Genomic DNA, 14,586 nt, shown 5'->3' on the forward strand with positions numbered 1-14,586 from the left:
AGGTCATCATATGACAAAGATTACAACCAAAAATCCTGTTGTGTCTGCTGTTAATTGGAATAGATTGCATGATGAGAAAGATCTTGAAGTATGGAACCGCTTAACTGGAAATTTTTGGTTGCCTGAGAAGGTTCCACTTTCCAATGATATTCCCTCATGGTCAAGTTTAACGGATGAAGAGCGTCAATTGACGATTCGTGTTTTTACAGGATTAACGCTTCTAGATACCATTCAAAACACCGTGGGTGCCATTTCATTGCTTGCTGATGCGATAACAGAGCATGAGGAGGCGGTTTTGACGAATATTGCCTTCATGGAAGCGGTTCATGCACGTTCTTATTCCTCTATTTTTTCAACCCTTTGTTCGACGGTAGAAGTTGATGATGCATTTAGATGGTCAGAAGAAAATAGTCATTTGCAGAAAAAGGCTAGATTAGTCCTTGAGCGTTATGAAGCAAATGATCCACTCAAGAAAAAAATTGCGTCGACCTTGCTGGAAAGCTTTTTATTTTATTCTGGTTTTTACTTGCCCATGTATTGGGCTAGTCGCGCTAAGCTGACCAATACAGCAGATCTCATTCGGCTTATCATTCGTGATGAAGCAGTCCATGGTTATTATATAGGCTATAAATTTCAATTGGGCTATGCAAAGCTTGATGAAACAAAAAGACAAGAAATTAAAGATTTTGCTTTTAACTTGCTCTTTGATCTTTATAACATTGAGTGCAAATATACTGAAGATCTTTATGATACCCTTGGATTGACAGAAGATGTAAAAATTTTTCTTCATTATAATGCCAACAAAGCTTTAATGAATTTAGGTTTTGAAGCCCTTTTCCCCCCTGAGGTTTGTCGTGTTAATCCTGCTATTTTAGCGGCTTTATCACCAAACTCTGATGAGAATCATGACTTTTTTTCAGGGGCTGGTTCTTCCTATGTCATTGGCAAGGCGGTTGCGACCACGGATGATGATTGGGAATTTTAAGGCTTGCACGCAAACAGAAGTGCGCGGGGTATCCCACTGAGGTCTTTGCGTATTTCTAAACATTGAAAACCATTTTTTTCAAATAAATCGCAGACGTCTTTTTCTTGAGAGTAACCGATTTCAACGGCAACATAGCCATTTTCTTTTAAGTGGTTAGCTGCTTCATGGGCGAGCTTTCGATAAAAATCAAGCCCATCTTCTCCACCGATCAGAGCACGCAATGGATCATATAAGCGCACTTCTTTTGCAAGTTTTTTGATATCTTTTGCAGGGATATAGGGTGGATTGGAAACAATAAAATCAAAGTGATCTGTGATCGCATCAAACCAATCACTAAGGAGAGGTGTGAAGCGATGTATGACTTCAGCATTTTTTGCATTTTTTATCGCTGTTTTAAGGGCATCTTCAGAAATATCGACCGCCACTGCATAGGACTGGGGAATTTGTTTTAGAATGGCAATCGCAATAGCACCACTTCCCGTACCCATATCAAGGAGTGTTATTTTTTTCGAATTTTCGACCTGTTTTTTTAGGAAAGGGAGAACAAGATCGATGAGCGTTTCTGTATCCGGACGGGGCTCTAACGTCTCTTGAGACAATTTGAGAGGTATGCCATAAAATTCTCTTATTCCTATAATGCGGTAAACCGGTTCGCCTGCAATACGCCGTTGTACAGCCTGTTCTATTTGTATAATCTGCTCAGAAGATACATGCATATCTGGTCTAGAAATTCTTTCAGCAGCATTTATTCCTGTTATCCATTCAACGAGTATTTTCGCATCGAGATCGGCTTCTAAAATTCCTTTCGTGCGCAATTTTTCTCGCGTTTGTTGGATGACATTCTTGAAAGAATATTTGTTCAATGATTATCCATTTCCATGAGAAGTGTTGTTTGATGATCTGAGATGAGTGCATGAATAAGCTCATCAAGATCTCCTTCCAAAATTCGATCAAGCTTATAAAGGGTTAGATTAATACGGTGATCCGTGACGCGTCCTTGTGGAAAATTATAGGTACGAATACGTTCTGAACGATCACCGGAACCAACTTGGTTTTTACGAGAAGCTGAACGTTCACTTTCCACTTTTTGTCGTTCGATGTCGAACAAACGTGCCCGTAAAATTTGAAGGGCTCGTGCTCGGTTTTGATGTTGTGATTTTTCTGCTTGTACCACCATAATTCCTGTTGGAATATGCGTGATACGAACAGCTGAATCCGTTGTATTGACATGCTGTCCTCCTGCTCCAGATGCACGCATTGTATCAATACGAATATCTTCAGGACGAATATTAATATCAATTTCCTCAGCTTCTGGAAGCACTGCAACAGTAGCAGCTGATGTATGGATACGTCCTCCGGTCTCTGTTTCAGGAATGCGTTGCACACGATGGACACCTGATTCATATTTCAATTTAGAAAAGACACCTTTGCCTGAGATGGTCGCAATAATCTCTTTATATCCGCCAACTTCCCCCTCACTGAGTGAAATAACCTCTACTTTCCAATGATGAGCATGAGCATAACGTTCATACATACGGAAAAGATCACCGGAAAAAAGTGCTGCTTCTGATCCACCCGTTCCTGCTCGAATTTCAACAATAGCGCTTTTTTCATCAGCAACATCTTTAGGCAAAAGAAGAATCTGGAGTTCTTTTTCTAGGTGTTCTACCTTTTTATATAACGATGGGAGTTCTTCTTGGGCCAGATGACGCATCTCTATATCTGTTTGTTTATCGTTGATAATCGTTTCTAATTCTCTAATCTCTGCGTAAAGAGCATTTAATGCGCGTATAGAGGCAATAACAGGTTGTAGTTCTGCATATTCAGAAGCTAATTTGACATATGTTTCAGCATTTGGATTGGCTGTCATTTGGCTTTCAATTATTTCAAAGCGCTTTTCAAGTTGTTTTATGCGATCTTGTGGCAAAGAAACCATGATAATATTGGCCTAATTTTTCATAATACAATTTTTTATAATATCTTATTGCAATGCTTTTTTGTTAGAACACTGGCAACGAATTACCGTAGTATAGCATCATACAAAAAGCGGTAATAAAGTAGAAAAACTTTTTTGCCAATGAAAACTATTCTATTTTCAAGTGAAATTTTTATAAAACCCGATTTGTTTGAGATATCTCCATCTCATGATATAGGATCATTTCTTTAAGAGTTTTTTTCCGTAAAGTTCAAGACGGTGATGAATAATATCATAGCCAAGGGATTTTGCAATTTCCTCTTGCAATTTTTCAATAACATCAGAATGAAATTCAATAACTTGTCCTGTTTCTATATCAATGAGATGATCATGATGTTGCCCATCGGCTTGCTCAAAACGAGAAGGTCCACCACTAAAGGTATGACGGTGAATTGTTCCATTTACTTCCAACGTTTTCATGGTTCGATAAACTGTTGAGAGCGAAATACTCGAATCTATTTTGTTTGCACGCTGAAAAATTTCACATGCATTGGGATGATCGTTTGTATCAGCCAAAATATCAAGAATAACACGCCGCTGGCGCGTTACTCTTAGACCAGCTGCGCGTAATTCTTGTTCATAGTTTCGCTTTTTATTCATCTTCATTGTTTGCTTTTCAAACAAAGGCTCCATGACAGTGTTTGTATTTTTTCTCTGAACCGCAAGGGCAACGTTCATTGCGTCCAACTTTTCCCCATGTTGTTACATCATTGGGGTCACGGTCTTGTGGATTAACAAACCTATTTTCTTGTGCTCGTGCCCATAAGGGGGAACCATTTCCTTGATTTTGATCATTAAAGACAGAAGAATCAGCACCAGTTTGTTCAGGCATGACCGGTTCGGTAGGTTGTTGAATAATTTCAAAGCGCATAAGTTTAGAAGTGACAATCCGGCGCAAATTTCTCAACATACCTTGAAAGAGCTCAAAAGATTCTGTTTTATATTCATTGAGTGGATCTCGCTGCGCATAACCACGAAAACCCACAACAGAACGTAAATGATCTAAACTGACCAGATGTTCACGCCATAACGTGTCAATGGTTTCGAGCAATACTGCTTTGTGAAAATAAGCCATAACCTCTGGAGAGTAGCGTTCAGTACGCTCATTTTCGAGTTTTGTAACAGCATCTGAGATACGCTCTAAAATTTGTTCTTCGGCAATTCCATCTTCTTTTGCCCATTCTTGCACAGGAAGTTCAAGATTAAAGAGCTCTTGAATCTCCTCTTCGAGAGTTTTTACATCCCATTTTTCAGAATATGTTCCTGATGGAATATAAGTCTCTACCAGATCTTCCACAACTTCATCGCGCATTTCATGGATCATTTCTGATAAATCGTCCGCATTCATGATCTCCATACGCTGTTCAAAAATAACCTTGCGTTGATCATTCATGACATCATCATATTTTAGCAGATTTTTACGAATTTCAAAGTTTCGTGCTTCAACCTTTTTTTGTGCTTTTTCAAGAGCTTTATTAATCCACGGATGGATAATAGCTTCATTTTCTTTCAATCCAAGTTTCTGTAGCATGCTATCCATACGGTTGGAGCCGAAGATACGCATAAGATCATCTTGAAGAGAAAGAAAGAATTTTGAGCGACCAGGATCGCCTTGGCGACCAGAACGCCCACGAAGCTGATTATCAATACGACGGCTTTCATGGCGTTCAGTCGCAATAACGTAAAGTCCCCCAGCCGCTAAAGCCTCTTCTTTAAGTTGTTTGACATCTTTTTTGATTTCTTCAATTTTAGCGGTTCGCTCTGGCCCTTCGGGGATATCGTGTAATTCTTGTCGGATGCGCATTTCAACATTACCACCAAGCTGTATATCTGTACCGCGTCCTGCCATGTTGGTTGCGATGGTAAGAGCACCAGGAACACCTGCTTGCGCTATGATGTATGCTTCTTGCTCGTGATAGCGAGCATTTAAGACTCTAAAATCGGTAATACCCTCTTTTCGCAAACGTTCTGCCAATTGTTCTGACTTTTCAATAGAGGTTGTTCCAACAAGAATAGGCTGTTTTTTTTCGTGCGCTTGACGGATATTACGTACAATCGCCCGATATTTCTCTTCTGCTGTTCGATAAATTTCATCGTCTTCATCAAGACGTTGTACTGGCAAATTGGTTGGAACTTCAACAACGTCAAGACCATAAATATTTCTGAATTCTTCGGCTTCTGTTGTTGCAGTTCCAGTCATTCCAGATAATTTTCTATACATGCGGAAATAATTTTGGAAAGTGATGGAAGCAAGTGTCTGATTTTCTGGTTGAATAGCAACATGTTCTTTAGCTTCCAACGCTTGATGCAGTCCCTCAGAATAACGTCGTCCAGGCATCATACGACCTGTAAATTCATCAATGATCACAATTTCATCATTGCGAACAATGTAATCTTTATCGCGAACAAAGAGTTTATGGGCTTTTAGAGCATTATTAACATGATGAACGATAGCGACATTTTCTATGTCGTAAAGACTTTCACCTTTAAGATACCCAGCTTGTTCGAGCATTTTTTCAATTTTTTCAGTACCAACTTCGGTAAAGGTTGTTGTTTTTTGTTTTTCATCTATTTCATAGTCTTCTGGCGTTAAGGCAGGAATAAATGTGTCAATAAGGTTATAAAAGTCTGTACGATCTTCTAGAGGACCAGAAATAATAAGGGGTGTACGCGCTTCATCAATGAGGATAGAATCCACTTCATCGACAATTGCATAGTGGTGCCCACGTTGAACCATTTGACTATGATCGAAAGCCATATTATCACGTAAATAATCAAAACCTAGTTCATTATTTGTCGCATAGGTGATGTCACATGCATAGGCTGCTCTACGGGCATCGCTATCAAGATCATGAAGAATGACACCCGTTGTAAGCCCAAGAAAACTAAAAATTTTTCCCATTGTTTCAGCATCACGACTGGCAAGATAATCGTTTACTGTCACAACATGAACGCCTTTACCTTCCAATGCATTGAGATAAATTGGTAGAGTGGCCATTAATGTTTTACCTTCACCGGTACGCATTTCAGCTATGCCACAGTTGTGAAGGACCATTCCACCAATAAGTTGTACGTCAAAAGGACGCATATCATAAACACGTTTTGCGGCTTCACGAACCGTTGCAAACGCTTCTGGTAAGAGTAAATCAACACTTTCACCTTCACTAAGACGTTTACGAAAGACTTCTGTCTTTTGGCAAAGCTGCTCATCGCTTAATTTTACAAATTGTTCTTCCAAAGCATTAATTTGTGCAACTTTTTGGCGGAGTGCTTTGAGACGTCTCTCATGAGCTGAACCAAAAAATTTACGTGCAAAAACACTTAAACTGACCATCTCTGGCCCTTTCTTTTAATTGTTGTCACTCTTATTGGGAAATTCATATGATCTCCCCATGTTCCACATTTTCTTTAAGTCTTCTGATATCATGAAATGCAGATGGTACCATTATACTTGCCGGTGTGCAATTTTTCACTTTAAATTGTAGAGTAGAGATAAGAGGCCAAGGGCGCTATGTCAACTTTAGGTATGTTATTTAACAGATACAATACAAAGTAATTTAATATACAATATGCCATTTTTTCCATTATCATGTTTTTTATTTGTGTTAGATAGGGTTGAAGAAACCGAGATAGAAGGGCAATTTTATACTTTTTAAAATAAAATTACTGATTTATTTCTCTCTGTTTAAAGATTAAAGTGTTATGGTAAAGAAAATTGGAATCTTGAACCTGCCTTGCATTTTTAAGGAGTATATTTATGAAATTTAACTTTATCACGCTGTTTTTAGCATCAACTTTATTGGCAAGTACAAGTTTAGGGGTGAGGGCCCAAGAAGGTGCGAATTCATCGTCGAATGATTTAAAGACTTTGGAGAAAGCTTCTGAAAAAGCCGTTTCTCCTTCTCATGTTATGGCTGTTATTGATGGAAAGGATATTACAGCAGGACAATTGGATGAGTTAGCACTTGAAATAAATCCTAATTTAGCCCGTTTTCCTGATGAACAACGCCGTGTTATGGTCTTAAAAGCTTATTTGGATATGCAGGCACTTGCAAAAGCAGCCAAAAGCAAAGGTCTTGATAAGACAGAAGCTTACGATAAACGAATGGCAGTTATGCGTGACAATGTGCTCCAACAGCTTTATTTTAAACAGGCGATTGTTGACAAAATCTCGGATACTGATTTGGAAGTTCTTTATAAGCAAGAAATCGCTGCTTTACCTAAAGAAGATGAAGTTAAAGCTCGTCATATTTTGGTCAAAACCAGAAAAGAAGCAGAAGCTATCATTAAGCATTTAAATAAAGGAGAAGATTTTGAAGAGATTGCCAAGAAAAGTTCAACAGATGGTTCCGCTGCTGTTGGGGGTGATCTTGGTTATTTTAGTCATGGTCAAATGGTTAAGCCTTTTGAAGATGCAGCATTTGGTTTGAAAGTTGGCGAATACACGAAACAACCCGTTGAAAGTCCTTTTGGTTGGCATATTATTAAATTAGAAGATCGTCGTGTAAAACAGCCTCCTGCATTTGATGATGTTAAAGAGATGTTGCGCACACAGTTGATAAAAAAGCGCTATCAAGAACTCATTGTTGATTTGCGTAGCAAGATAGATGTGAAATATCCTGATCCTAATGTTACAAAAATCATGGAATCGCTTAATCAAAATGGAACGCTGCTTCCCGATGAGACATCCGACGAAGAAGATACCGAATAACGAGAAAAAATAAATAGATAGCCTCTTTAATAGAGAGTTCGCTAGGTTCGTTTTTTCAAAAAAACCTAGCAGTTTTCTATAAGAGGTTATTAATCTGTAGTCATTTTATTTGTTTTTATAGAAAGCATAGTGTGGTTTTTAAAATATCTCCTTTGAAACCCCAAAATATCCAAGAGCTTTCCCCATTATCTGGTGTACGGATAGCAACAGCTAAAGCTGGGATTAAATATAAAGATCGTACAGATCTCCTTTTTATTGTATTCGATAAACCAGTGAGTGTGGCAGGTGTTTTCACACGTTCAAAATGTCCATCTGCCCCTGTAGAGCATTGTCGTGCATCGCTTCCCCATGGGGTTGCGAGGGGTGTTGTTGTGAATTCTGGAAATGCAAATGCTTTTACGGGGAGTAAAGGAAAGAACACAACCAATGAAATCATCTGTGCAGCAGCTGACACTTTAAAGGTAAGAGAAAATGAAATTTTTATAGCTTCTACAGGTGTTATTGGTGAGCCAATGGATGCTTCAGGTATTGTAAATCTTTTACCAGGTATGGCAGAGACAGCAGAAGAGGGAAATTGGTTGGAAGCTGCAAAAGCCATCATGACAACCGATACATTTCCAAAACTTGCGACGCATACCTTTGATTGTGGGGGGGCGAATGTTACCATTCATGGAATTGCAAAAGGTGCTGGGATGATTGCCCCCGATATGGCAACAATGCTCTCGTTTGTGGTCAGTGATGCGACTATTTCTTCCGAGATGCTTCAATCCATGTTATCAGAGGCTGTTGAGGGTTCTTTCAATTCGATTACTGTCGATAGCGATACTTCGACATCAGATACGCTTATGTTGTTTGCGACAGGAAAAGAAAACTTTCCTCCTCTTACCCAGAGGGCTGATCCACGTTATGGTGTTTTTGTGAAACAATTGAGTGAACTTCTGCATGAACTTGCACTCCAAGTTGTTTGTGATGGAGAAGGTGCGCGTCATTTAATTGAAGTGAATGTGAGTGGTGCTACAACAAACAATGCAGCGAAAACGATTGCTTTATCCATTGCAAATTCACCGCTTGTAAAAACGGCTATTGCCGGTGAAGATGCCAACTGGGGGCGAGTCGTTATGGCGGTTGGAAAGGCCGGTGTTGAAGTGGATCGTGATCTGTTGACGATTTGGTTTGGGGAATATCGCTTAGCTGTCAATGGTGAACGAGACCCTAACTATTGCGAAGAAGCAATAGCCGCTTATATGCGAGGTAAACACATCACAATTCGTGTTGATATTGGTTTGGGCGCTGGTAAGGCGACGGTTTGGTCTTGCGATTTGACCAAGGAATACGTTATGATCAATGGCGATTACAGAAGTTAATGGATGCACGTTCTTTACATATAACGGCCTATTATTAAAAAAAAGAGAATGAGATATATGAATTCTTTTTGAGGTAAGTGAATATGATAAAGAGATAATTATATTCTCATTGGAGAGCGATATGGGTATAAAAAATTCCCTTCTTCTTGTTGTTGCTTGCGCATTGTTAGATCAAAATAATCGTGTTTTGCTTACCAAGCGTCCTGAAGGAAAATCGCTGGCTGGTTTATGGGAGTTTCCTGGTGGAAAGGTTGAACATGGTGAAACTCCAGAAATCTCATTGATTCGTGAACTAGAAGAAGAGATTGGCGTGTATGTTCGGGTGGATAATTTACACCCTTTAACGTTTGCGAGCCATAGCTATGCGACATTTCATCTCCTAATGCCGTTGTATCTTTGTCGTCATTATGAAGGTGTTGCTCAAGGACGAGAAGGGCAAAATTTAAAATGGGTTTTTATGAATGATCTTGAGAGATATCCTATGCCTGATGCTGATAAACCATTGGTTCAGGTATTAAAAAATCATCTTCTTTAATGAGTATAAGAAGAAAATATTGTTTAAATATAAGTATTTATTTATAATTTTTCATATTAGATGGAAAAGCTTATAATGATCGCTTTGCATGCTTCAGAAGCATAAAATGGTGCCAGATAATGGATTTATACTTTTTATGCGTATTGTTGTGAGTTGAGCTTTGGGGTGCTAAGAGATATCAGGGGTATTTATTTCATAAGATATCGATGATAGGAAAAATCAAAAGACTCTTTAGAAGAAAATTCTTTGAGCTTGTCATGAGAGATTATTTTACATGTTCAAGACTTTAAGTATTATCGTAATACATTTAATATAATAACATATTGTTTTATCATCATAAATTACCCTTTTTCTCTTGAATGTACAAAGAGTGGTGTGTAATTTGAAAAACAATTTTAAAACACATAAAACATACGACTAATGAACGATTAAATATAAAAAACATTCAATGATTTGTTTTTTATAGGAAAGGGATTAAGTTTCTCGAATTGGTCGGCGTTTTTCTATGGGATACCGTTGATATGTTTGAGCAATACGTGTAATGACTTCCTCTAATGGTTCGATCTTAACGTCCATAGAGAAGCCATTTGCATGAACGATATTCTCATGATCAACCATAATGGCAGCATGGCCTTGCCAAAAAATTAAATCACCTCGTTGAAGTTTATCACTGTCTGAGATTAGATTTCCTATAGTTTTCTGTTGCATGTCAGTATCGCGTAAAACCATTTGACCAGTCATTATCATAGAAAGTTGGATGATTCCTGAGCAATCAAGTCCAAAGCCACTGGTCCCACCCCAAAGGTAAGGCGTGCGGATAAACATCTCAGCGACAGTAACATAATCTTTATAAACTTGTTCAATGGGACTAAGATGATTGCTAATAATTGCTTTCCCATTTTCAAGTATAGAATACATGGTTTCACGGACTTCAACTTCATCAATGACACTTACTTTACTTCCCATGGATAAAGGATACTCCATTGGCCCACACAAATCAGCTTGGAAATACTGAAAAGTACGTGGAACTGAAACGATATGTGTTTGCTTTACGGTTGATGTACAAAGTGCTGTTGTATCAATATAGCCAACATAATTATCTTTGAGGGATTGTCCCCAAGACATTGTTTCGCCATGTTCAAAGATAAGAAGCTCTTCCCCGAATAAGCACTCTGTCTGCATTTCACTTTTTTTATTGTTTTCTTTAAACAGTCCAGCAACAGGGACATTAACACGTCTTTTTTCACCTTGCACAAAGCGCTGCGCTGTAATTTCTGTTTCGAGACATTTATCTGCTAGATCTTCTCTAAATGCATGTAATCTTGGATCTTTAGAGACCATTTGTTTCTCTTCATTTTATTTTGAAATAGAATTCACGACAACTACACAAACACAACGCCTCATCTTTAAATAAAGCCAAGAGCATACTTTAAGACCATAAGATAATTCTTTTGAAGCAGCAAAATTGTCTATCTTTATGGATATTTTGTGTCAAACGTCATTTTTTTAAAATATTATAAAGGGCACGAATCGTTTGTGCGGATCCCCCTACGGGGTATCCTGGTTTTTCTTTTGGAACCCATCCATAAAGGTCGAAATGTGCAAAATGTTCAGCTTTTTCAACAAAAGAATTAAGAAATAAAGCAGCTGTTATAGAGCCAGCAAAGCTATTTCCAGTTACATTGTTCAGGTCAGCAATGGGGGATGATAACATCTCTTGGTAAGGTTTCCAAAGGGGCATTTGCCAAAGAGGATCGAAAACAGCGTGAGCCGATTCAGAAATTTGTTGTGCCCATATTGAATCATTACAATAAAATGCGGGAAGATCTGGTCCTAATGCGATACGTGCTGCCCCCGTTAAAGTAGCCATACAAAGCATGAATTTTGGACTTTCTTCATCACCATAGGCGAGAGCATCAGCAAGGACAAGTCGTCCTTCAGCGTCTGTATTGCCCACTTCAACACTTAAACCTTTACGACTTTTAAGAATATCACCTGGTCGGTAAGCATTGGCAGAAATTGCATTTTCTACAGCTGGAATCAAAACACGTAGACGGAAAGGCAATTTTGCATCCATGATCAGTTTAGCCAATCCCAAAACATGTGCTCCACCCCCCATGTCTTTTTTCATAAGCAACATATTATTGGCTGATTTAATATCCAGTCCCCCTGTATCAAAAGTTACGCCTTTACCTACCAACGTTATTGTAGGATGATGTTCTTGACCCCAGTGTAACTCAATAAGTCGCGGTGCAGTGCTGCCTGCTCGTCCTACGGCGTGGATCATCGGAAAATTATGGCTTAAGAGATCATCTCCACAAATACTTTTGACATGAGCACCGTATATTTTCCCTAGTTGCCGTGTTTCTTCTTCGAGAGTATCAGGGGTCATATCATTAGCTGGAAGATTGATAAGATCACGGACGAAGAAGACAGCTTCATAAATACGTTGGAGCTCATCAAAATCAACGGACTCATTGACATAGACCGACAATGTTTTGGAGGAAAAGTTTTGGCGATAACGCTTAAATTGATAGCTTCCCAGTGCCAATCCAAGATAGGCATTTATTTCATCAGAGGTTTCACCTTCTAAATGCCAGTAACCAGCAGGAAGTTTTTGAGCAAGCAGTCCTGTGATAAAGGGATCGCTCCCGTCGCCAATTCCAAATAAAACTTTTTTTAAGTGCCCAGTTTCGTGAGGAACAAAGAGTATTTGTCCTGCTTTGCCAGTAAAATCATTAACTTTTATCCATGCTTTTGTTGAGGCATCAAGTGATAAGTTGGCAAGATTTCTTTGGTTTACCAAGATGATAGGGCAACTGGTATCGATACGTACTGAGCTAAAATGAATGGGGTGCTGGTGCATAGTTTATGAAATCCTTATAGTCGTCTAAGTGCGACATACTCGACCAAATGATTTTTTCCCTTTCGTAGAATGAGATTGGATCGTGGTCGTGTTGGCAATATGTTTTCTTGTAAATTTTTTAAATTAATCGTTTGCCAAAGATCCTCAGCGATTTTTGAGGCTTCTTTTTCATTAAGCAGGGCATAACGGTGAAAATAGGATTCAGGATTTTGAAAAGCTGTTTTACGTAAACGTTTAAAACGCTCTAAATACCAGTGACGAATGACTTCTGTTTCGGCATCGACATAGATTGAAAAATCAAAAAAGTCCGACACGAAAGGAATGGCTTTCCCATCTTTAGGAAGATCACTAACCTGTAGTACATTAATCCCTTCAACAATCAAAATATCAGGACGGTCAATGGTAATTGTCTGATTTTCTAGAACATCATAAGTCATATGAGAATAAAGAGGAGCAGGGACATTTCCAATACCTGCTTTTATAGCTGAAAGAAAGCACAGCAATTTTTTAATGTCGTAGGAATCAGGAAATCCTTTACGATTCATACGATTTTTTTGCTCTAAGATCGCATTAGGATAGAGAAAACCATCCGTTGTGATCAGATCAACTTTAAGGCTAGATGTCCAACGTTTCAATAGTTCTTGAAGGATACGAGCGGTGGTTGATTTTCCTACTGCGACAGAACCAGCAATTCCAATAATAAAGGGTGTTTTTTGATTCTCTTCTTGATGGAGAAACTGCTGACGTTTGTGAAAAAGTTCCTGGACTGCTTCAACATGGCATGAGAGTAGACGCGATAAAGAAAGATAAATGCGTTGGACTTCTTCAAGGTCGATAGGATCATCGATAGAGCGTAAACGTTTAATTTCATCAAAAGTCAAAGTAAGAGGTGTGTCCGCACGAAACTCTGACCATTCTTGCGCTGTAAAAACACGATAAGGTGAATATCGGTCAGAAATGGATTTGACTAAATTATCTTCTTGGTTAATTTTTTGTATAGTCGTATTAATCATTTTTATTTATCGAAATTTTTTTGCCGCAGCAATCGATGAAGAGCGGAGGACGAATTGCTTTGTATTTAAATAAATTTTGTTTTGCATGCTCTCTTCTTTAAGATAACAGATCATTTTTATTAACTTATCGTCCAGTCATTCCAGTGTGCGCGGATTTGTGCCAATGAGTACTCTTGTGCTAAAAAAGTCCATAAAAGAAGACGTGCTTTTACGGCTGATAAATAACCCGACATGAGAGCACCTGAAGCAATCATATCGATTTCTGAACCTTTATAACCATAGGTTATACGAGTTGTTGAGCCATTACAACAACGACTCGCAATAATAATTGGTATTTTTTGTGCGTATTGTTTTACAAGATCTGCCTCTTGAAAACTACAGTGTCCTGAACCAAAACCAGCGATAACAAGTCCAGCATAATACCCACTTTCAAGACAGAGTTTCATTAAATGTGCATCAGAAGATAAAGAGGAATAGAGAAGTGCAATTTGATGATCGCAGTTTTGGGGAAGATCAAACGTCATTGGAAAAAATTTTCGGTCATTGAAATAAATGAGTTTTCCTTCTAAAATAGTCCCTAGAATACCGACAAGTCCTGATTGAAATGTTTCAACCTTGACGGTATGGCTTTTATAGAGCCAATAAGGTGAATGAATCGTATCATTAATGACAACGAGAACGCCTCTATTACGGCTTTGTGGGGCGGCTGCGACACGCGTTGCTGCTAAAATATTAGCGGGTCCATCAGCGCCTGCTTCGTGAGGGGTACGCATAGCACCGGTTATGATGAGTGGTTCAGCTTCCTTCCAATAAAGAGAAAGGAAAAAAGCTGTTTCTTCCAAAGTATCAGTCCCTTGCGTTAAAACAATTCCTTCTGCACCAGCGTTTATTTGTTGTTTTGCCCACTTGATTATTTCAAAAAGAATTTTAAAAGATAAAGATCCACTTGGCATTTGTATTAATGTTTGTGCATGAATATCAGCAATGTTATTTAAATCAGGAACACTTTTTATGAGGTTATCTGAGGTTAAAGTCGGTTGCATGTGACCAAAACGATCAGCAGTCATTGCAATTGTTCCACCTAAGGTTCCTATAGCTATTTTTTTCATAATTTCCCTCTATAAAGGCACAAACTGT

The 14,586-nt window shown here is 38.6% G+C and carries 12 protein-coding genes; 4 read left to right on the forward strand and 8 right to left on the reverse strand.

Features of this window, described 5'->3' with window-relative positions:
* The first annotated feature begins 10 nt into the window (after positions 1-10).
* Positions 11-985, forward strand: a complete 975-nt coding sequence (nrdF, locus tag T429_RS0100225; RefSeq protein ID WP_005774159.1) for a class 1b ribonucleoside-diphosphate reductase subunit beta — start codon at positions 11-13, stop codon at positions 983-985.
* Here nrdF and prmC read toward each other — a convergent pair.
* From prmC to secA, 4 genes are all read right to left on the reverse strand, one after another.
* On the reverse strand, positions 982-1,848 hold the full coding sequence (prmC, locus tag T429_RS0100230; RefSeq protein ID WP_005774158.1) for a peptide chain release factor N(5)-glutamine methyltransferase: 867 nt from the start codon (positions 1,846-1,848) through the stop codon (positions 982-984). The two genes, nrdF and prmC, sit on opposite strands and share 4 nt — an antisense overlap.
* Positions 1,845-2,921 (reverse strand): peptide chain release factor 1, encoded by a 1,077-nt coding sequence (gene prfA, locus T429_RS0100235; protein ID WP_005774157.1) that lies wholly within the window; start codon positions 2,919-2,921, stop codon positions 1,845-1,847. The genes prmC and prfA overlap by 4 nt, the downstream gene beginning before the upstream one ends.
* 219 nt (positions 2,922-3,140) lie before the next feature.
* A complete protein-coding gene (locus tag T429_RS0100240; protein ID WP_005774156.1) occupies positions 3,141-3,638 on the reverse strand; it encodes a Fur family transcriptional regulator in 498 nt (165 codons plus the stop codon).
* Positions 3,577-6,294: a preprotein translocase subunit SecA gene (secA, locus tag T429_RS0100245; RefSeq protein ID WP_005774155.1), complete on the reverse strand. Its 2,718-nt coding sequence runs from the start codon at positions 6,292-6,294 to the stop codon at positions 3,577-3,579. Before secA ends, T429_RS0100240 begins: the two co-directional genes overlap by 62 nt.
* Positions 6,295-6,717: 423 nt before the next feature.
* Between secA and T429_RS0100250 the strand changes: the two genes are divergently transcribed.
* The 3 genes from T429_RS0100250 to mutT all read left to right on the forward strand — a co-directional run bounded on the left by T429_RS0100250 (position 6,718) and on the right by mutT (position 9,570).
* Positions 6,718-7,671 (forward strand): peptidylprolyl isomerase, encoded by a 954-nt coding sequence (locus T429_RS0100250; RefSeq protein ID WP_005774154.1) that lies wholly within the window; start codon positions 6,718-6,720, stop codon positions 7,669-7,671.
* A 131-nt stretch (positions 7,672-7,802) separates the two neighbouring features.
* On the forward strand, positions 7,803-9,035 hold the full coding sequence (argJ, locus tag T429_RS0100255; protein ID WP_005774153.1) for a bifunctional glutamate N-acetyltransferase/amino-acid acetyltransferase ArgJ: 1,233 nt from the start codon (positions 7,803-7,805) through the stop codon (positions 9,033-9,035).
* Positions 9,036-9,156: 121 nt separating this feature from the next.
* Positions 9,157-9,570 (forward strand): 8-oxo-dGTP diphosphatase MutT, encoded by a 414-nt coding sequence (gene mutT, locus T429_RS0100260; protein ID WP_005774152.1) that lies wholly within the window; start codon positions 9,157-9,159, stop codon positions 9,568-9,570.
* A 474-nt stretch (positions 9,571-10,044) separates the two neighbouring features.
* On the opposite strand, the gene T429_RS0100265 is transcribed toward mutT, so the two are convergent.
* The 4 genes from T429_RS0100265 to T429_RS0100280 form a co-directional block, all read right to left on the reverse strand.
* Positions 10,045-10,911 carry a C40 family peptidase gene (locus T429_RS0100265; RefSeq protein WP_005774151.1) on the reverse strand — a complete coding sequence of 289 codons (867 nt, stop codon included), beginning with the start codon at positions 10,909-10,911 and terminating at the stop codon, positions 10,045-10,047.
* A 157-nt stretch (positions 10,912-11,068) separates the two neighbouring features.
* Entirely contained in the window at positions 11,069-12,436 is a 1,368-nt protein-coding gene (locus tag T429_RS0100270; protein WP_005774149.1) for a leucyl aminopeptidase family protein, read from the reverse strand.
* Between the two features lie 14 nt (positions 12,437-12,450).
* A complete protein-coding gene (gene coaA, locus T429_RS0100275) occupies positions 12,451-13,395 on the reverse strand; it encodes a type I pantothenate kinase (protein ID WP_244548676.1) in 945 nt (314 codons plus the stop codon).
* Between the two features lie 173 nt (positions 13,396-13,568).
* Complete coding sequence (locus T429_RS0100280; protein ID WP_005774147.1) at positions 13,569-14,558, reverse strand: asparaginase; 990 nt, start codon at positions 14,556-14,558, stop codon at positions 13,569-13,571.
* Positions 14,559-14,586: the final 28 nt, after the last annotated feature.

The organism is Bartonella elizabethae F9251 = ATCC 49927 (assembly GCF_000518165.1).
Classification (GTDB): Bacteria; Pseudomonadota; Alphaproteobacteria; order Rhizobiales; family Rhizobiaceae; genus Bartonella; species Bartonella elizabethae.

Excerpts from the sequence above, each read along its gene's own strand:
- nrdF (WP_005774159.1), top strand. The coding sequence starts at position 11 with ATGACAAAGATTACAACCAAAAATCCTGTTGTGTCTGCTGTTAATTGG.
- prfA (WP_005774157.1), bottom strand. The coding sequence starts at position 2,921 with ATGGTTTCTTTGCCACAAGATCGCATAAAACAACTTGAAAAGCGCTTT.
- T429_RS0100240 (WP_005774156.1), bottom strand. The coding sequence starts at position 3,638 with ATGAACGTTGCCCTTGCGGTTCAGAGAAAAAATACAAACACTGTCATG.
- secA (WP_005774155.1), bottom strand. The coding sequence starts at position 6,294 with ATGGTCAGTTTAAGTGTTTTTGCACGTAAATTTTTTGGTTCAGCTCAT.
- T429_RS0100250 (WP_005774154.1), top strand. The coding sequence starts at position 6,718 with ATGAAATTTAACTTTATCACGCTGTTTTTAGCATCAACTTTATTGGCA.
- mutT (WP_005774152.1), top strand. The coding sequence starts at position 9,157 with ATGGGTATAAAAAATTCCCTTCTTCTTGTTGTTGCTTGCGCATTGTTA.
- T429_RS0100265 (WP_005774151.1), bottom strand. The coding sequence starts at position 10,911 with ATGGTCTCTAAAGATCCAAGATTACATGCATTTAGAGAAGATCTAGCA.
- T429_RS0100270 (WP_005774149.1), bottom strand. The coding sequence starts at position 12,436 with ATGCACCAGCACCCCATTCATTTTAGCTCAGTACGTATCGATACCAGT.
- T429_RS0100280 (WP_005774147.1), bottom strand. The coding sequence starts at position 14,558 with ATGAAAAAAATAGCTATAGGAACCTTAGGTGGAACAATTGCAATGACT.